The 18,346-nt window shown below is 63.9% G+C and carries 18 protein-coding genes; 9 read left to right on the top strand and 9 right to left on the bottom strand.

What is annotated here, in order from left to right; translation table 11 throughout:
- Nucleotides 1–13 precede the first annotated feature (13 nt).
- Nucleotides 14–625, top strand: coding sequence for a TetR/AcrR family transcriptional regulator (locus WBA38_RS02325; protein WP_424296771.1), 612 nt, complete (start codon nucleotides 14–16; stop codon nucleotides 623–625).
- Between the two features lie 35 nt (nucleotides 626–660).
- Here WBA38_RS02325 and WBA38_RS02320 read toward each other — a convergent pair whose 3' ends face one another.
- From WBA38_RS02320 to WBA38_RS02305, 4 genes are all read right to left on the bottom strand, one after another.
- On the bottom strand, nucleotides 661–2,064 hold the full coding sequence (locus tag WBA38_RS02320; protein ID WP_424321951.1) for an LCP family protein: 1,404 nt from the start codon (nucleotides 2,062–2,064) through the stop codon (nucleotides 661–663).
- Between the two features lie 70 nt (nucleotides 2,065–2,134).
- Nucleotides 2,135–2,950: a hypothetical protein gene (locus WBA38_RS02315; RefSeq protein ID WP_424293390.1), complete on the bottom strand. Its 816-nt coding sequence runs from the start codon at nucleotides 2,948–2,950 to the stop codon at nucleotides 2,135–2,137.
- 178 nt (nucleotides 2,951–3,128) lie between these two features.
- Nucleotides 3,129–3,473 carry a metallopeptidase family protein gene (locus WBA38_RS02310; protein ID WP_424293391.1) on the bottom strand — a complete coding sequence of 115 codons (345 nt, stop codon included), beginning with the start codon at nucleotides 3,471–3,473 and terminating at the stop codon, nucleotides 3,129–3,131.
- An 8-nt stretch (nucleotides 3,474–3,481) separates the two neighbouring features.
- Nucleotides 3,482–4,765 carry a septum formation family protein gene (locus tag WBA38_RS02305; protein ID WP_424321950.1) on the bottom strand — a complete coding sequence of 428 codons (1,284 nt, stop codon included), beginning with the start codon at nucleotides 4,763–4,765 and terminating at the stop codon, nucleotides 3,482–3,484.
- 56 nt (nucleotides 4,766–4,821) lie between these two features.
- On the opposite strand from WBA38_RS02305, the gene serS reads away from it, so the two are divergent.
- Complete coding sequence (gene serS / locus WBA38_RS02300; protein ID WP_424297006.1) at nucleotides 4,822–6,081, top strand: serine--tRNA ligase; 1,260 nt, start codon at nucleotides 4,822–4,824, stop codon at nucleotides 6,079–6,081.
- 9 nt (nucleotides 6,082–6,090) lie between these two features.
- Here serS and WBA38_RS02295 read toward each other — a convergent pair whose 3' ends face one another.
- Both WBA38_RS02295 and pheA read right to left on the bottom strand, forming a co-directional pair.
- Entirely contained in the window at nucleotides 6,091–6,744 is a 654-nt protein-coding gene (locus tag WBA38_RS02295; protein WP_424297007.1) for a histidine phosphatase family protein, read from the bottom strand.
- A gap of 3 nt (nucleotides 6,745–6,747) precedes the next feature.
- Nucleotides 6,748–7,695, bottom strand: coding sequence for a prephenate dehydratase (pheA, locus tag WBA38_RS02290; protein ID WP_424297009.1), 948 nt, complete (start codon nucleotides 7,693–7,695; stop codon nucleotides 6,748–6,750).
- Nucleotides 7,696–7,844: 149 nt separating this feature from the next.
- On the opposite strand from pheA, the gene WBA38_RS02285 reads away from it, so the two are divergent.
- Together WBA38_RS02285 and WBA38_RS02280 are read left to right on the top strand one after the other, a co-directional pair.
- Nucleotides 7,845–8,615 carry a DUF2470 domain-containing protein gene (locus WBA38_RS02285; RefSeq protein ID WP_424297010.1) on the top strand — a complete coding sequence of 257 codons (771 nt, stop codon included), beginning with the start codon at nucleotides 7,845–7,847 and terminating at the stop codon, nucleotides 8,613–8,615.
- A gap of 77 nt (nucleotides 8,616–8,692) precedes the next feature.
- Entirely contained in the window at nucleotides 8,693–9,499 is an 807-nt protein-coding gene (locus WBA38_RS02280) for a CPBP family intramembrane glutamic endopeptidase (RefSeq protein ID WP_424321958.1), read from the top strand.
- 239 nt (nucleotides 9,500–9,738) lie between these two features.
- Here WBA38_RS02280 and WBA38_RS02275 read toward each other — a convergent pair whose 3' ends face one another.
- The 3 genes from WBA38_RS02275 to WBA38_RS02265 all read right to left on the bottom strand — a co-directional run bounded on the left by WBA38_RS02275 (nucleotide 9,739) and on the right by WBA38_RS02265 (nucleotide 12,694).
- A complete protein-coding gene (locus WBA38_RS02275) occupies nucleotides 9,739–10,431 on the bottom strand; it encodes a TetR/AcrR family transcriptional regulator (protein WP_424297014.1) in 693 nt (230 codons plus the stop codon).
- Nucleotides 10,418–11,995, bottom strand: coding sequence for a Rieske 2Fe-2S domain-containing protein (locus tag WBA38_RS02270; RefSeq protein ID WP_424297016.1), 1,578 nt, complete (start codon nucleotides 11,993–11,995; stop codon nucleotides 10,418–10,420). The genes WBA38_RS02275 and WBA38_RS02270 overlap by 14 nt, the downstream gene beginning before the upstream one ends.
- A gap of 69 nt (nucleotides 11,996–12,064) precedes the next feature.
- The gene (locus WBA38_RS02265; RefSeq protein WP_424297018.1) at nucleotides 12,065–12,694 is read right to left on the bottom strand and encodes a TetR/AcrR family transcriptional regulator; all 630 of its coding nucleotides are present in this window, start codon (nucleotides 12,692–12,694) and stop codon (nucleotides 12,065–12,067) included.
- A 91-nt stretch (nucleotides 12,695–12,785) separates the two neighbouring features.
- Here WBA38_RS02265 and WBA38_RS02260 point away from each other — a divergent pair, with 91 nt between their 5' ends.
- The 5 genes from WBA38_RS02260 to WBA38_RS02240 all read left to right on the top strand — a co-directional run bounded on the left by WBA38_RS02260 (nucleotide 12,786) and on the right by WBA38_RS02240 (nucleotide 18,193).
- The gene (locus tag WBA38_RS02260; RefSeq protein ID WP_424321949.1) at nucleotides 12,786–13,922 is read left to right on the top strand and encodes an acyl-CoA dehydrogenase family protein; all 1,137 of its coding nucleotides are present in this window, start codon (nucleotides 12,786–12,788) and stop codon (nucleotides 13,920–13,922) included.
- 80 nt (nucleotides 13,923–14,002) lie between these two features.
- Nucleotides 14,003–14,776, top strand: a complete 774-nt coding sequence (locus tag WBA38_RS02255) for a lysophospholipid acyltransferase family protein (protein WP_424297024.1) — start codon at nucleotides 14,003–14,005, stop codon at nucleotides 14,774–14,776.
- Between the two features lie 2 nt (nucleotides 14,777–14,778).
- On the top strand, nucleotides 14,779–15,582 hold the full coding sequence (locus tag WBA38_RS02250) for a lysophospholipid acyltransferase family protein (protein WP_424321948.1): 804 nt from the start codon (nucleotides 14,779–14,781) through the stop codon (nucleotides 15,580–15,582).
- A 13-nt stretch (nucleotides 15,583–15,595) separates the two neighbouring features.
- Nucleotides 15,596–16,447 (top strand): HAD family hydrolase, encoded by an 852-nt coding sequence (locus WBA38_RS02245; RefSeq protein ID WP_424297023.1) that lies wholly within the window; start codon nucleotides 15,596–15,598, stop codon nucleotides 16,445–16,447.
- Between the two features lie 138 nt (nucleotides 16,448–16,585).
- Entirely contained in the window at nucleotides 16,586–18,193 is a 1,608-nt protein-coding gene (locus WBA38_RS02240) for a SpoIID/LytB domain-containing protein (protein ID WP_424321947.1), read from the top strand.
- Nucleotides 18,194–18,346 lie beyond the last annotated feature (153 nt).

Raw genomic sequence — 18,346 nt, 5'->3', positions numbered from 1 at the left:
GTAAGTTGGTCTCATGGCGAGCGGAACAAAGCGACTGCCGCGTGCAGTTCGCGAACAGCAAATGCTGGACGCCGCAGTGACTGCATTTTCGGCGAACGGCTTCGCTGACACCTCGATGGATGCGATTGCCGCCGAGGCGAAGATCTCGAAGCCGATGTTGTACCTGTACTACGGGTCGAAGGACGAGTTGTTCAGTGCCTGCGTGGCGCGTGAGTCGGGCCGTTTCATGGAGGCCGTGTCTTCCGGATTCGACCTGTCGATGCGTCAGCGCGACCAAGCACGAACGCTGGTCCGTGAGTTCCTCCGCTACGTCTACGAGAACTCAGACTCGTGGCGCGTCCTGTACCGGGTGGCGGTCGGTAGTGCCTCATTCGCACACATCGTCACCGAGAGCCGCAACGGTGTAACCGCGATGATCACCGACTTGATTCGCCGCGGCACCACCACCGAGGGAGCCAGCGACGTCGACTTCGAACTGACCGCTGTGGCGCTGGTTGGTGCGGGCGAAGCTGTGGCCGATCGCGTCTCCGACGGCGGCATCGATCTTGAACGCGCCACCGACCTCCTACTGTCGATCACGTGGCGCGGTCTCCGCGGTGTCAACGTCCACGACGACGATCACTGACATCCAGGCGTATCGCTACTGCCACTCGTCAGTCGTCAGGATACTGCGCCGGTACCGGTGCTGAGGAGATCGTCGGGGACCGTCTGGCCGCGGGCGATGGCACCAAAGAAGGCGGAAGTCTTGTCGTCCGGGATCAACGAGTCGCCGTCATCGGTGTACTGGTCGCCGCCGCTCGGTGCGGTCGTCGTGACCGTGTTGCCGCTGATTTTGAACGCCAGCCAGGCGAGATCCCACAGATGATCGCCATTGTCGACGGTGACCGCGTCGGCACCTGCGTTCACGAACGGAATCAGCTTGAACGGATTCAGCAGGACCGAGGGGCTGGTTGCCTTCGCCATCAGGGCGGCGAGGAACTTGCGCTGATTCACCACGCGTTCCAAGTCGGCATTGGGGAAGGCACGGGTGCGGACCAGGCCGAGAGCTTGCTGACCATTCAGCGTTTGGCATCCGGCGGGCAGTCGGAGCCCGGCTTTCGGGTCGCGGAGGGGTTGATCCAAGCACATTTCGACGCCGCCGACAGAGTCGACGAGCTGGTCGAAACCGCCGAAGCCAATCTCGACGTAGTGATCAATGTGGACGCCGGTGAACTCCTCGACGGTCCGGACGAGCAATTGGGGCCCACCGTTATTGAAGGCGGCGTTGATCTTGTGGCTCCCCATGCCGGGAATCGGTACGTAGAGGTCGCGGGGAATGCTGATCAGCATCGGCTTCCCGGACAGCGGCAGGTGCGCCATCATGATCGTGTCAGTGCGGGCACCGTCGGCGTCGCCCGTCGCCAGGTTCTCCTTCTGTTGCGTCGAGAGGCCAGCGCGCGAATCCGTGCCGACGATCAGCCAGTTTGATCCAGGCGTGTCGCCGATTCGACCGGCGTACGACGACAGCGCGTCGACCCGGTGGAGCTTGCCGTCGTAGAAGAAGAGTAAGCCGACCGGGATGACGACGATCAGAAGCAGCAGGACCAGCAGGATTCGGCCGACTCGGAACTTGCGGCGCTTCCGCTGCTTTCGATGTCGGGTCGGCGAGGCGACGGCGGGTTTCCGGGGCGGCCCGCCAGGCGAGGTTCGATCGCGAGACGGGGTTCGATCGCCAGACGGGGTTCGATTCCCGGGTGGGGGCCGATTGCCAGGTGTGGCCGATTGTTGCCTCGCCGGGATCGGCTGGGGATCCTGGCGCGGGGCGTAGCCGGGTGCTGGCGGGCGGGTACCGGCGGCACGCGGCTGCTGGCTGGGACGGGGACTTTGATTCGGGGCGGGACGGGGATTTGGGGCGGGAGGAGGACTCTGGGTGGGACGGTAGCGCGGATCGGGCTCAGCCGACCAGGCCAACGGTGGCTGATACGGCGACTCCTGCGGCGGAGTGACGCGCCGGGTGGGCGACTCAGGAGCGCGCTGATCGCGCGGTCGCCGCTGGTGCGGCGGCTCGGGTCGCTGACGGTTCATTCCGATAACGCTACCGGCGAAATCTACAAGAAGCCTGAGGGAGATGCGCCAATTGGCCGACCGAATGACACTAACCTGCGGCCTTGACGCCGTCCGACATGGCGACCGTCACAGCACCGACAATCGCGGCGACGAACGCAATGGCGGTAACCGGAGCCCATCCCGATTGCGTCGAATCACCGAGGACGACGGCTCCGATCACTCCCGGGACCACTGTTTCGCCAACCGCGAGGGCCGCCGCTGCGGCCGCGACGCTACCTGCCTGCAAGGCGACAGTGAACAGGTAGAAGCCGCCGGGCCCGCAAACCAGGACTGCCCAGGCCGCTGGATCGGAGGCGAGTGCCGTCAGAGAGAACGGCGAGATCCCGTCAACCACGCGCACGCTCACCGCCATCAGCCCGAACAGGACCCCCGAGGCCATTCCGGCAATCAATGCCTTCCACCGGTTGGCGCCCGTGGTTACGCCCAGGCCGATCGTCAACAGTGCCGCGCCGACAATCAGCAAACCCCAGTGCAAGGGGGCACCGGGGTCGTCGTGGCCCTCGTGTCCCGCGGTGAGACTCAAGACCACGAGTGCCGCCATGACCACCGCAATACCCATGATGTCGCGCCTGTTCAAAGCTACTTTCAGCACGACTGCCGCGAGCACGGCCGTGACGATCAGATTGGCGCTGACGATCGGTTGAGCCAGAAACAGCGGCAGGGTGCGGGCGGCAACGGCGCTGGTCACAAAGCCGAGGCCGTCAAGGGCCATCCCCGCGAGAAACAGCGGTTGGATCATCGCGGAGAGTGCCGTCGACGCGGTGTCCGCTGCCCGTGCCTGAAGTACCGATGCGGTACCAAAAGCGAGGGCCGCGGCGATCGCCGCCGATAGTCCAATCGTCACAGGTCCGCCCCCGCTCGTAAGTGATGGTCAGCCTACTGGTGGCTGAGAGCAGCGGTACCCGATCGCCTCGGCATCGAGAGCCAGGTCGGTGGCGGCGTCGGACACGCGGATCCCGCCCGGTCGCTCAAGCGGTACCGCTAAATCTCGGAGTCCGCTCCACGTCAAGAACCCCGGGAAGCTATCCCCAGCCGTTTTCGTGAAGCCAGTCGTCGCTGATGCCGAAGTGGTGCCCGACCTCGTGCAGCACCGTGATGGCAACTTCGCGGCGCAGGTGTTCGTACGTGTGCGTCATCTGCATGAGCGGATCGCGGTAAATCTCGATCGTGTCGGGCAGAAAGCCGCTGTACTCGGTGGTCCGCTCGGTGAGTGCCACACCCGTGTACAGGCCGAGGATGTTGGGATCTTCGTCGTTGTGCGGGCGCACCAGAATCACCACGTTGCTCATCGCGTCCATTAATTCGGGCGGCAACAGGTCGAGAGCCTCGCCGACAAGATTCTCAAAATCCCTGTCGGACAGTTGCATCGGCACGACTATCCGCCTGCCGGAGCGGGAAGTTCCGCGTCGTTCGGGGTGTAGCCGGGCGGCAGTGGAACAGGTTCGCCGACGGCGCGACCGGGATTGTCGTTCTTGGGCGGCATCGGCACCCGACCATTAATCAGCAGAGCCTCACCACGCGCGTCGCCGACCAAGGTCGCGAAACCGCCGCGGTCCGGCAGCGCCGCGTAGCAGGCCACGCGACGGCTACCGGTCATCCAACTGACCTCGGAAATCACCGACCACTGGACGTTGAGGGTGGTCGCCTTGAACTGCTGGGCACCCCCAAAGAACTTGTTGGTCTGCGTCGGACAGATTCCGCGCAGATACTCGTTCTGGTCGTTTGCGCTAGGCCACGGCTTGCCGGAGCGGCTGCCACCGAAGCGCTGGGACAGGTCGACAGTGCCCGTCACTTGGAAGGCGTGCGGTTCGGCACAGTTGACGACATCGCTGGTGGCCGACCGATCGGCGCGATTAATGCCGATGCAAGTGCCATCGGGCCAGTTGAAGGACTGATCGACATCGGCGACAGGGCCCTTGAACTCCTCCATCGAACCGGCCGCGCCGCGCTCCTCAATGCCGCACCGGAGGCCGCGGATACCGCTGTCCCATTCGGCCTGCAACGGATACATCAAACCGACAGCAAACCGGCCTGCCGGATCGAGGAGGCCACCCAGGTAGCGGTCGACAATGACCGGGCAGTTCTCGTCACGGATCTCGGCGAATCGTTCCGTGCTCGGCCGCGGCGCGGTCGCGGAAAACTCCGCTGTCGGGAACCGTGCGGTATCAAGTACGCCCGCCACCTCGAAGCGGTGTGGTTCGGCGCAGTTGACGCTGGTCGGTGAGCCCTGGGGGTTCACAGTCCAGGTCAAGCAATCGCCTGCCGCCGAACGGGTGAAGTCCGTTTCGACCAAGTTTTCGCCGATCACGGAGTTCGCGACGTCGCCGACGTCGCGGAAGCTACCGTTCGCGAACATTACGCCGGCCGCAACGACTGCTCCGATGAGGATGGCGCTCAGCATCAACCGAACTGGCCGAGACGAGACCCGCGCCGTGGCCTCTGCGTCTTCCTCGACGGGGGCGGCAGCTACCGGGGCGTCCTCGTCAGAATCGGCGTCATCCCAGTACGCCTCTTCCGGTTCGACGCCCCACTCTTCAACGTCGTCCTCAACATCATCGTCGGCATTCCACCCTGAAACTGGCTCGGTGGCGTCGCCAGCGGTCGACGCCTCCTCATCGCGGCGGCCGCCGCGGTGCGGGTGATCGTTCTTCGAAGTCATCGCAATCCATCATGCCTGGTCGCCCGCAAAAGTGTGTTCCTAGTACGCTTCAAGATGTGATCGACATGAAGATTGTGCGCGAGCACCCCGACCTTGTTCGCACTTCCCAGCGTGTCCGCGGCGAGGATCCCACTCTCGTCGACCAACTGCTTGAGGCGGATGCGACGCGCCGTGCGTCCATCGTCGAAGCGGATACTTTGCGCGCTGAGCAGAAGACGCTCGGCAAACTCGTCGGCAAGGCTTCCGGCGACGAGAAGGCCGAACTACTTGCGCGCGGCAAAGAACTGGCCGAGAAAGTCAAAGCGGCCGTCGCCGCGCAAAACGCCGCCGACGAAACAGCCGGGATCGCCCACCGGGCCATCTCGAACATTGTCACCGGCGCACCCGCGGGCGGCGAAGACGACTACATCGTCCTTGAGCACGTCGGGGAACCGCGCCAGATCGAGAACCCCAAGGACCACCTGGAACTCGGTGAGAGCCTGGGCATCATCGACATGGCGCGTGGCGTCAAGGTGTCGGGGTCGCGCTTCTACTTCTTGACCGGTCTCGGCGCGATGCTGCAGCTCGGCCTGCTCAACATGGCGGCGGCCAAGGCCACCGCCAATGGATTCACCCTGATGATTCCGCCCGTCCTGGTTAAACCCGAGATTATGGCGGGCACCGGCTTCCTCGGCGCACACAGCGATGAGATTTACCACCTCGATGACGACGACATGTATCTCGTCGGTACTTCGGAGGTGCCCCTCGCCGGCTACCACAAGGACGAGATTCTCGACCTTGACAAAGGCCCCAAACGGTACGCTGGCTGGTCCACTTGCTTCCGCCGCGAAGCCGGGTCGTATGGCAAAGACACGCGAGGCATCATCCGTGTTCACCAGTTCGACAAGGTGGAGGGCTTCATCTACTGCAAGCCCGAAGACGCCGAGGTGGAACACCAGCGCATCCTCGGCTGGGAGAAGGACATGCTCGCGGCCATTGACGTTCCCTACCGCGTCATCGACGTGGCGGGCGGCGACCTCGGGAGCTCGGCGGCCCGCAAATTCGACTGCGAAGCCTGGGTTCCCACCCAGAACACCTACCGCGAACTGACGTCAACCTCGAACTGCACCACTTTCCAGGCCCGTCGTCTGCAGGTCCGTTACCGCGACGAGAACGGTAAGCCGCAGACCGCAGCCACCCTGAATGGCACCCTGGCGACGACCCGCTGGCTCGTGGCCATCTTGGAGAACCACCAGCAGCCCGACGGCTCAGTCAAGTTGCCGCCGGAACTGGCGCGGTTCGTCGGGGTTGAACACATCACCGCGCCCGAGGCATAAGCGCGCTCGCTAACCCATCGGGTCGGTGATGTTCTCACCGTCGAGGGGGAGAACCGAATCGCCCCACAGGTGCGCCACCCAAAGGCCGTCGTCGCGGAGTTCCAACTCCACTGACCCGGTGTTGGGCAAGTAGTTCTTCATGGCGAATTCGGGATCGATTTTCGCCAAGTGCGCCGCAATCAGCCGGATCGCTGCGCCGTGGGATACGAGGTAGACGTCTTGCTGGTTTTCCCCGATCAAGTACTTAGTGGCCAGCTCGTCGATCACCGGCAGATAGCGGTTGTGGAGCATCTCGAGGGACTCGCCGCCAGGGATCCGGGCATCGAGATCGCCGTTGTGCCAGCGTGTCACGACCTCGTGGAACTGGTCGTGGGCTTCCCTGTCGCTTCGACCTTCGAGGTCGCCCACCTGGATTTCGTGAACACCTTCGACGGTGTCTGTCGATGATTCCCACGCCGAACCAATCAGGTCTGCGGTTTGCCTTGCGCGGTTTGCCACGGAATTAACCAGGACTGCATCGGAGGTGAGTGGATGTTCGAGCCCAAAACGGACGCCCTGCCGGGCACCGAAATCGGTGAGGGAGGCGCCGGGGAGCGCGGTGTCGAGCTTGCGGAGAACGTTGGATGTCGTCTCGCCGTGCCGAACTAGATGTAGGCGGGCCATCGGCTAGCTCCCTCCCTGAAGAAGTTGATCAAACCATTCGCATGATTCGGCGTGGTCGGGCGGAAGCGAAGCCGAGGGGACCGGGAGGTGGGGGTCCACCGCCCAGGATCCCAGAAACACCACGCGCTCGGCCATTCGGTACAAGGCGCGCAGGGCCTCGCCGACGGCGGCATCGCGGATGTGGCCTCGTGCGTCGAGATAGAAGCGGTACTGGGCGCCAGCAGATCCGGACGAATCGGCGGCGCGTGGCCGCGACTCGATGCGGGTCAGGTCGATCCCGCGCATAGCGAATTCATTCATCGCCGAGACCAGGCTGCCGGGCTGGTTTCGCAGATCGAGGATGACGGACGTGCGGTCTGCGCCGGTCGGAACTGAGGGTTCACCGGGGAGGCCGAGGAGCAGGAACCGGGTGACGGCGTCGTCGGAGTCGGCGATCCCGTCGGCGATCGCGACGAGTCCGTACATGCGTGCGGCCACCGCGGTGGTTACGGCTGCGTCTGCCAGTCCCTTGGAAACATCTTGCGCAGCACCGGAATTCGAGGTGGCAACGACAAACGTGGCGTTGGGGTACAGCTTTTCGATGCTGCGTCGGACCTGGCCCGCGGCCACCGGGTACGCGGCGATCGTCCGTACTTGTTCGGGTGCGAGCGGGGTTGCGGCGGCAATCGTGAACGCGATGTCGAGTGCCACCTCGGCATATGCCTGTACGCGGCTTTGGCCAGCCTTTGGGGGCAAGGCGTCCATGGTGGCCGGGACTGCGCCTTCCAGAGAGCTTTCGATGGGCACGCAACCGAAGTCGGCGTCGCCGTTGCGGACAGAGTCGATAACGGCCAGCGGACTGCTCACGGCGAGTTTGGTCGCGGTGGTCTCCTCGCCGCGGCGCTGAAGTAGCGCGTCGAGCGCCATCTCGGTGAACGTGCCGGCGGGACCGAAGTAAGCGTAGACGGGCACGTCACCACCCTAGTCGAGAGTCTCCGGCCACGTCATTTACCTCGATTCCTTACGAAGGAACGTTGACAGGAAAACTCTCCGGCGCTTAAGTTAGGTTCGGCTAAGTTAGGGTGTACTAATTTGAGTTGCTATCACCGTTGGAGGTTGCCGTGAACACGATCGTCGCGCCATACGATGCCGAACTGATCCAAACGGCGTGCCGCCGCGCCCAGGCCGGGACACTATCGGCGGGTGGGTCGCGCGAGTCCGACTTCGGCGGCACTGTAAGCGACACCGTCACCATGGTCCATCTGTTCGAAGGGGACGCATTTCTCCTGGTCCCGAGTTCGTCGACGGCTCTGAGTCTCGCCGACGGACTCGCGGACGGGATTACTGCGATGGTGGAAGTGGTCGACATGGCACCGGTCGATATGCGCGAGCGAGTCCGGGCCCTTGTGTGGCTCTCGGGAACCTTGCACCCGGTTCCCGACCAACTCGAACGCGAACTGGCAGCCGAGATCGCTGGCGAGCACCCGAATGAGCAACTGCTAGATATTGGGCGTGGCCTGTCGTTAATGCGATTGGCAGTGAACTCTGCCGTCCTCGCCACCATGGGCGGTGCCGGCAGCGTCGACGTCGAAGCAATTGCCTCGGCTAAGCCCGACCCCTTCTGGGAGTACGAACAAGACTGGCTGGTCCATCTGGAATCGCACCACGGTGACCTCCTCGACCACTTGACCTTTCGCCTGCCCGCCCATCTCCGCGAGGGTCGTGCCCGGCCGCTGCGCCTCGACCGATTCGGAATCACCCTCCGCGTTGAGCAAGGCGGGGGACAAGAGGATGTGCGGATCGCATTTGCCCGGCCCGTCTCGCGCATCGCCGATCTGTCGGCGGCGTTCGGCGCTTTGGCATTGGACGCCGCGTTCGGGCACGACTGCTAGGCGCGAACACCGCGTACTACGGTGGTGCGGTGGCCGGGAAGCGGGGGGTTCAACAGTCGGGGATTCGACAGTCGCGGATTCTTCGGGGCTGGCGCGCGCTATTGCATCCACCGCCCGGTCCCGTTGACCGGGTCGACGACCCGCGCGAGCGTCGGGCGATCGTGGTCGAACTCGTCATCGTGGGGGTGCTGACCTTCGGGTTCCTAGGTCTCGATGCCGTGCTGCGGTTGATTGAACACGAACTGACGACGGGCCTTTCCGACGCTACCGTGGCCCTCAACCCTAAACAGTCCTCGCTCCAAATCCTCGACATGATTCGCCAGATTATGTCGGTCGTGAGGCTGGTCGCCATCGGCGCATTGGGTGCATACCTGTTGTGGCGCAGTGGAATTGGAACTAAGCGCGTCGGTTTGGGGCGCCCCGGTTGGGGCGACGTGCCGCCCGCGGCGATCTTGGCGGCGGTGATCGGCCTCCCGGGCTTGGCGTTGGTGGCCCTGGCGCAGGTGATGGGGTGGAACGCGAACCTCGTCGTCGCGCCGACCGACGACCTCTGGTGGCGCATTCCGCTCCTGACGGTGAAATCCTTCGCCAATGGTTTCGCCGAAGAAGTGGTGGTCGTCGGGTATTTCATGACCAGGCTCCGGCAGCTCGGCGTTGGCGCAAACGGCGCACTCGCATCGTCGGCGTTACTACGCGGGAGCTATCACCTCTACCAAGGGGTTGGTGCCGGCATCGGCAACGTGATCATGGGGCTGGTGTACGGCCGCTGGTACCAAGCGACCAACCGGCTGTGGCCGCTCGTGATCGCTCATGGACTCATCGACGCCGTCGCGTTCGTCGGCTATGCGGTCCTCGCGGAAACCGGATGGCTCGGCTGGGTGTAGATACCTAGCGCACTCCCAGCAACCAACGCGGAGCGGTGCAGAACTCCGGAAAGGGGAAAGCGCGGCGCAGGTTTGAGGGGGGATGTAGATCCTCAAATCTGCGCCGCGCTTAAGGCGACCCGAGTAGCTCCCTCCCAAGAGCCCCGATTCCACCCGGATCGAGCGTGCGGTGTGAGACTGCTGCGTCTCAGACCTAACAAAAAATCTAGCACGTCAACGCTCATGAGTGCAGTCTCAGCTCAGTCGAGGGCGAGATGAACCAGCATGCCGGTCAGCAAATCGACGACTTCTGAGCGATCTGGCCGCGGATCTGAGGTTCCCCAACGATGAACCACCGAGGTCAGCGCGCCAATGTAGGCAGTGGCCTCGTAGTCGATCTTTCGAGCCGTCGTTCCTGGCACCGACGAAATCGTGTCAGCGATAAATCCGGCCCATGTCTCACGACCGGCGAGACGGTGGTGCTCGACCTCATCGGAAACCCCGCCGACTTCAATGAACGAGCATCGAATGTTTCGGGGATCAGTCGTGATGGTGTCGATATAGGCCGTCACCGCAGCCCGAGCTACCGTCGCGATATCGAACTCCGCATCGGTGACCGATGACGTGACCGCCGCGATAACGGCGTCGCGCGTCTGCAACTGGATCGAATCGTAGATCTCGGCCAGGAGGGACTCCCGACCCGTGTACTCCTCATAAAACTGACGGCGGGACAGGCCCGCCTCGGTGCAGATCGCCGAAACTGTTACCTGCGAAAAGCCGAGAGTGCCAAACAGTTCCAAACCGGCTTCGCGAAAGCGTCCACGACGCTCGATCTTGCGGTCGGCGAGGCTGCGGCCCGCATACGAGCGTTCGCCAGCGGGTTGCTCCCCGGCGGTTTGCTCCCCGGTGGCGTGCGTTCCGGTATCAGTGGAGGCGGAACTACTGCTGGGCACGCTCGGCTCGCAGTTCGTGGCCCTTCGACGTCAGGCACCGTCCGGTCGACAGATCCCACTGCCATCCGTGCAAGTTGCACGTCAGCTTTTCGCCCTCGATGACGCCGAACTTACTCAAGTCGGCCTTCAGGTGGGGGCAGCGGCGCTGAATCTCCCAGCCGTCCAGCTCGATGGTCGCAGTATCGTCGTGCGCCTCGGCGAACCAGCCGTCGGCGTAGGCGATCCGCTCGTCGGTAAGGCACTTGAAGAACGTGTACAGGTACTCGTTGTAGCCGCCAATGCGCCACGTGGTGAATCGGGTCGACAGGAAGATGGTGTTGACCCAGTCGGGTTCGTCGTCGCGCAAGACCGTCCGCACGATCTCCGGGGCAATCCGGAAGCCATAGCGGTACTTGCCGTCGCCGTCCTGCGCCATTCGGACCGTGCGAGCCGGGAAATCGAGGACGTAGGTGTCGTCGCCGATCACGAGGCCCACCGGGTAGCCGATACCGTCGCAAATCAGGTCGGATTGCTTCATGATTGGCTCGAACTTCTCGCGAAGCGGCTCCAACAGTGAGGGGCCGTCCGCGGAGGCCCACGTGGCCTTCTGTGCGGCGATGATGGGAGCGAACTTCTCCTTCATCGAATCCAGGTAGGCCTTCTTGTTCTCGCCAAATACGTTCTCCGGCGGGTACGGGTGCTCAATCTCGCGCAGTTCGGCTCCGGCGAAATCGGCGACCGACCCCGACACCATCATCAATCCGCGGTGGCGTTCGCCGTCGTCGGTGCCGTGCTCGCGCATCTGCTCCAGGAACTCCGCCTGGTCGGGGAAGATGCTCGCTTTGTCGGCGTCGCTGCCGGTGTTGAAATCGTTGAGACCGTACAGCTCATCGTCCAAGAACATCGGCGGGCCAGCGGACGGGACCACCCAGGTCGCGCCGATCTGCTCGATGAACGACCGTGCCCGGTCCATTCCCCGCTGGCGCTTCTGGATCGCGAAGTTGGCCTTCGACTTACGGGGAATGTCGTAGACCATGGGGTACCAAATGGCGCCCGAGTACTGAAGCAGGTGCACGTCGACCCGACCGAATTCCTCGGCTACGACATCCAAATCGATCGGACGGCAGTCGTTCATGTTGAAGCAAACTGTCTCGCCGTCGTCGACGATGAGTCCCGAGTCGCCAATGGGGCCGTCGGCGGGAGCGCGCATCGCGATGATCATGATGTCGAGGTCGCCCTTGGGGCCCGACACGGTGTGCTTCTGAGAATCGACAGTTTCGACGAACTTGGTGAAGCCGATCCGTTCCAGGTCGCCGCGCAGGTCCGGCACCGGGTAGTCGGGGAGCAGGACGGTGGCGTCTTTGTTGACGTAGTCGATGAGGTGCTGCTCGTCGTAGTGGTCGCGGTGCAGGTGCGAAACGTACAGGTAATCGCAGTTGCCCAGCGCTTTCCAATCCAACTCGGAGTTGTCCGGGAACGGGACCCACGAGGCGAAATAGGCGGGATTGACCCAGGGATCGCAGAGGATGGATCCGGCCGCGGTCTGAATGTGGAATCCGGCGTGGCCGACGCTGGTGATCTGCACGGGTACTGACCTTCCGATAGCGATGAGCTGTCGCCTCAAGGGTATCGCTCCCGCGGACCAAAGCCGCGCCTAGGCGGTGATCCCTGCGGTGAGGATGCCGGTGGTCAGGATGGCGGCGAGTTCGCGGTATGCGGCGGCATCGTCGAGTCCGGTGGCCGCCCGGACCTGTCCCTGCTGAATTCGGACCATGGTGGTCGCCGCCAGGTCGGCGGCGAAGGTGGCGTGCACATCGCGGAACGCGCCAGCTTCGACGCCGTCGTCGATGAGTTCTTTGACTCGCTGCGCGGCGATCGCCGTGTTTTGCTCGTACACCTCACGGGCCGGGGCAAACGCGGCCAGGTCTGTCAAGAACCGGGGTGAAGCTTCGGCGAGCGCATCACCGACCGCGGACAGATACGCGGTGATCTTGGCTGCTGGCGACGGCGTCTGGGCCACGGCGTGCTCGACGGCGTCAGTGGATTGACGGAAGAAGCGGACCGTCGCCGCTCGCACCAGCTCGCCCTTGCTGGGAGCCAAGGTGTAGAGCGTCGACTTGGAACAGTGCAGTCGGGCGACGAGGGCGTCGAGGGTGAAGTGGGCGAAACCCTCGGTCAGAAACAGGGCGAGTAGGTCGTCGAACAGGTCCGACCGTCGCTGCGTCGCAAAGTCGGAGACGGTCGCGGGGTCGGGGATACCTGTCGGGCGCACTTCGGGGGCCATAACTCCGTCATAGTACTGCTGCCGCTCTTGTAGTACTGATCGCCTGGCAGTACTGTGAGAGGGATTCCAGTACTGTTCCCCGGAGGTTTCCGTGCCCGTCAACCGTTTGCTCCCCACCCAGGAAGCCCACGACCTCATCGACCTGACCCGTGACATCGCCGACAAGGTCCTGGCTCCGATCGTCGACGAGTACGAGAAGGCAGAGAAGTACCCGGACGGCGTCTTTGCCCAACTCGGCGAGGCGGGTTTGCTCAGCCTTCCGTACCCCGAGGAATGGGGCGGCGGCGGCCAGCCGTACGAGGTTTACCTGCAGGTTCTGGAAGAAATCGCGTCGCGATGGGCGGCAGTCGGGGTTGCTGTCAGCGTCCACAGCCTGGCGTGCCACCCGCTATTCGCGTTCGGAACCCAGGAGCAGAAGCAACGTTGGCTACCCGAGATGCTCGGCGGCAGCACCATCGGTGCCTACAGTCTGTCCGAGCCGCAAGCCGGTTCGGACGCGGCGGCCTTGAACTGTCGAGCCAACGCGGTAGACGGCGGATACGCAATCACCGGTGAGAAAGCGTGGATTACGCACGGCGGCATCGCTGACTTCTACAACCTCTTTGCCCGCACGGGTGATGGATCCAAGGGGATCTCCTGCTTCCTCGTGCCCGACGGCACCGAAGGCCTCAGCTTCGGTCGGCCCGAAGAAAAGATGGGCTTGGCGGCAGTCCCAACCACAGCGGCTCGCTACGACGGGGCCTTCGTGGAAGCGGACCGTCGAATCGGCACCGAAGGCCAGGGCCTGCAGATTGCCTTCAGCGCCCTCGACTCGGGTCGACTCGGCATCGCGGCAGTCGCCACCGGGATCGCGCAGGCCGCGCTCGACAACGCCGTGGCCTACGCCAAAGAACGGGAAACCTTCGGCCGCAAAATCATCGACCACCAGGGCCTCGGCTTCCTACTCGCCGATATGGCCGCGGCCGTCGACTCCGCCCGCGCCACCTACCTCGATGCGGCACGACGACGTGACGCCGGACTGTCGTACTCGCGCAATGCCTCCGTCTCCAAGCTGATCGCGACCGACGCCGCCATGAAGGTGACCACCGACGCCGTCCAAGTGTTTGGTGGCAACGGCTACACCCGTGACTTCCCGGTGGAACGACTTATGCGCGAAGCGAAGATCACCCAGATCTTCGAGGGCACCAACCAGATCCAACGACTGGTGATCAGTCGGTCGCTGGCCTAGGCGGGGTTGGCCGTCCCTAGAAAGCAGGGACGGCGGTCGGACAGGTTCGCGTGTCAGACGCAATGACTAAGCTTTCGGATATGGAACCCGTGTACGCCGGAGTCGTGTCCGCTGCCCGTACGCTCTGGTTAGCCCAGGGCCTCAAGTTCGACATCTCCGGCGTGGAGCACATGCCGACGTCTGGCCCAGGCGTGGTGGCCATTAACCACACCGGCTACCTCGACTTCACCTTCGCGGGCATCCCGGCCTACCTGCACAAGCCGAGGCGGTACGTGCGCTTCATGGCGAAGAAGGAAGTCTTCGACAATGCTCTCGGCGGCCCAATCATGCGTTCGCTCAAGCACATTCCCGTCGACCGGGCCGATGGTGCACAGAGCTATCGCGACGCCGTCGACTACCTGAAGCGCGGCGAACTCGTCGGCGTGTACCCGGAAGCCACCATCAGCCGCAGCTTCGAAATCAAAGCCCTAAAGTCCGGTGCCGCGCGGATGGCGCTGGAAGCCGATGCGCCGATCATCCCGACCATTATTTGGGGTGCACAGCGGATTTGGACCAAGGGACATCCGCGCAACATGGGCCGCAACGGCTTCAAGATCATGGTCGGAGTGGCCGAACCGCTGAAGCCCGAGGGAACTCCGGAGCAGCTCACCGCGCAACTCTACGACTCAATGCGCACCAAGCTGACCGAACTTCAGGACGCCTACGGCGACTACCCGGCCGGCGAATTCTGGGTACCTGCAGCCCGCGGGGGAGGGGCACCGACGCTGGAAGAAGCGAATGCGCTCGACGCCGCCGACGCAGAAGCAAAAGCCGCGAAGCGGGCCGCACGCGAGAGTCCCGAGGTCACGGACTGACCATGGAACCGGTGTATCGCGTCCTCGAAACCATCGCCGGGTCAATCCTGGCGGTGCAGGGGGTGCGACGCCGCTACTTCGGGCTCGACAACATTCCGCGGTCGGGTGGCGGCGTGGTGGTGATTAACCACACCAGCTACACCGACTTCATGCCCTCGGGATTGGGGCTCGCGCGCAAGCATCGTCGCGGCCGCTACATGGTGAAATCCGAGATCATGGACTTCGCCATCATGCGGTTCCTGGTGAAGCACGCCAAAGCCGTTCCGGTGGATCGGTCGGCGGGCGGCACCGCGTACCACGCGGCGGTCAATGCCCTTCAAGCTGGCGAATTGATTGTCGTCTACCCGGAATCGACCATCAGCCGCAGCTTTGAACTCAAAGAATTCAAACCTGGCGCGGTTCGGATGGCCATTGAGGCGGGGGTCCCAATCATCCCGGTGATCGTCTGGGGCGCGCAACGCCAATGGACCAAGGGGGCCAAGCGACAGCTCGGACGCGCGCGGATCCCGATCGATATCGAATTTGGCGAGCCCATGCACTTCGGACCCGACGACGCCGACGACGGCACCCGACGGCTGCGCGAGGTGATGACCGCGTTATTGCACCGCGTCCAAGAGCGCTACCCCGATGCCCCAGAGGGGGCGGACTGGCTGCCAGCCCGGCTCGGCGGCAGTGCCCCGACGCCGGAGGAGGCGCTCGTGATTGAAGAGGCCGAAGCCGCGGAAAAAGCACGTAAGCGGGCCGAAAAACACGGCCCACCCGACCAGCACGACCCATCCGACCAGCATGGACGGCCAGAGAAGTAGGAAGTAGGTGCCGATGAGCGACGAAGCTCTCGCCCCGCCATTGAATGCTCCAACATTGATCGCTTCCGACGTCGACGGCACGTTGATCGACGACGACAACCAGATCACCCGTCGCACGAGGGAGGTCCTCGAGCGGGCGCGCGAGCAAGGCGTAGAGCTGGTCCTCGCGACCGGTCGACCTCCGAGGTGGGTTCCAGAAATCACCGACCAATTGGCGCAATCACCTGCGGCCATTCGGTACGCGGTCTGTGCCAACGGTGCCATCGTCTACGACGTTCTCACCGATCGGGTGCTGCACGTATCGGCGCTGGCCCCGGACGCCCTCGCCGAGATCGCGGCGATCTGTGCCGAAGCGTTACCCGGCTGCGGTCTTGCTGCCGAACGGATCGGAGATTCGGCCTTCGACGCGGCGACACCGCCCTTTGTGGCGACGCCCGGCTACCAGCACGCCTGGCTTAATCCCGACCACGTGTACGTCGGTCAGGATGAAGTCACGGAGATGCCCGCGGTGAAACTGCTCGCGCGCGTGCCCGAGATGTCGTCGCGCGCCATGGCCGAGGCCGTTGCCTCGCGGGTGGGCGACTTGGCGGAGATCACCTTCTCCATCGATACCGGGCTCGTCGAGTTCTCGTTACCCGGAACGCATAAAGCGTCGGGGCTGTCGTGGCTTGCGGAGCACACTGATGTCGATTCGGTCTCGACGATTGCCTTCGGAGACATGCCCAATGACGTCGAAATGCTCCGCTGGGCGACGCGTGGGGTCGCGATGGGGCACAGCGATCCCGCAGCTATTGCCGCTGCCAACGAGGTGACAGGCACCAATCTCGACGATGGCGTCGCCAAGGTACTCGAACGCTGGTTCTAACGGTGTGACTGTGTTGTGACCGTGTTGACTTGTCGTGCCTGCCATTGAGTCACTACTGTCACAGAAGTCCCACTAGTCACACAGGCCACAGGGGTCATGCGTTGTCCTGACCCTGGTCTTTGCCCAAAGGGGTATGCAGTGCCGAATGTTCGACCGAGCCGAGCCAAGAAGCGAACCGTTACCTTCGCCGCACTGGGGCTGGCACCTGCGCTCTTAGCGGGTGGACTCATTGCAGGCGGCACCGGTGTGTTCTCGTCCGACGATGTTGCGTTGGCCGCGAGTTCGCCGATCGTCCTGGACGGGCATGGGCACGGACATGGCCGTGGCCTAGGCCAGTGGGGTGCTTACGGCTACGCAAAGCAGGGATGGTCCGCCGACCGGATCCTGAAGCACTATTACGGCAATACAGTTGCGGGGAAGGTGGGCACTCCCGACGTTACGGTCTCGCTTAGCGAGAAGTCGTCGGTCAGTGTTCATGCGACTGCCGGAATGCGCGTAGGCCCGGAGAAGGTCGCTCCCGGACAGGCGGTTAGCCTGTCCGGGACCACGGCCACCATCACGAGCGGTTGCGGTGGCGCGGTCGTCAAGACGGTGCAGGCCTCGATGGTTGACCCGATCAATCCGGGCACCAATCGGCCAGCCGAAGAACTTCTGACGTTCTGCGGCGGCAACGATCAGTACCGCGGTTCCATCGGCGTGGGACCTGATGGCGTCATCAACAAACTGCACGTCGACGACTACGTCAAGGGCGTCATCCCCAAGGAATCCATGCCGTCGTGGGCGGATTCGGGTGGTTTTGAGGCGCTGAAGGCGCAGGCTGTGGCGGCACGGTCGTACGTGGTCGCGGGCCTGGCAAACGGCCGCAAGATGGACAACACGCAGCAGTCGCAGATGTACCACGGCGCGTCGGGCGAAGACCCACGCACCAACCGGGCCGCAGATGCGACGGCAGGGCAGATCCGCACCTTGGGCGGCAAGCCCGCTTTGACTGAGTTCTCGGCGTCGACCGGCGGTTACACCGCAGGTGGGTTGTTCCCGGCCGTCCGCGACGCCGGTGACTCCATTTCGCCGACCCACAATTGGACCGCGACCGTCAGCGCGTCGAGCATCGCTTCCGCGTTCGGCGTCGGAGCGCTGAAGAGCTTTGAGGTGATCGAGGCCAATGGTCTCGGTGAAGGCAGCGGCCGCGTGGTGAAGGTGCGCGTCGTCGGAACCGGTGGCACCGTCGAAGCGACCGGCGACCAAGCCCGCACCAAACTGCAGCTGAAGTCGGACTGGTTTGCCGTGAAGGGCCAGAAGACGATGCCCAAGATCGTCAAACCGCAGATCGGTCCGGACGCCCCGTCTGGCGGCGACTTCCTCGACCTGAGCCCGCTCAACACGATGCTCAGCCAGTTGGTTCCCGGCCTGCCGGTGATTGCCCTCCCGGATGCGGCGGGCTTACTCGCGCAGGCTCAGCCGCTGGTGGAACAGCTGCTGAAGCAGGGAATGCCGGCGTTGGCCGCCAAGCAAGTGGCGCTCGAAAAGAGTGACAACTCGCAGGGCTCGACGGGCACCGTCGCCAGTCCGCAGATGCTGACGGACGGCAAGGGCATGCCCGGTCTGGTTCAGGTGCTGCAGAACGGCATGCTGTACTTCAGCCCGACCACCGGTGCCCACGCCCTGATGGGGCAGGCGCTGACCGACTTCCTGAATGCCGGCGGCCTAGCCAAGCTCGGCTTCCCGACCGCCGACGGCCTGCGCTAGCCCGTTCACCTGTTCCCGCATGATGCGTTCGTTCCCGCTCCACGTCTGACGTGGAGCGGGAATCGACGCATCATGCGGGAACGCACAAGGGGCGGGCAACAAGGGGTGACGCTGGACCCAACGGCCACGCGCTGCGGAAACTATCAGGTTGGG

Source organism: Gordonia sp. (in: high G+C Gram-positive bacteria) (assembly GCF_049647785.1).
In the GTDB taxonomy this organism is placed as follows: Bacteria; Actinomycetota; Actinomycetes; order Mycobacteriales; family Mycobacteriaceae; genus Gordonia.
The sequence above is the reverse complement of the archived record's forward strand: the minus strand, read 5'-3'. Positions and strand labels throughout refer to the sequence as shown.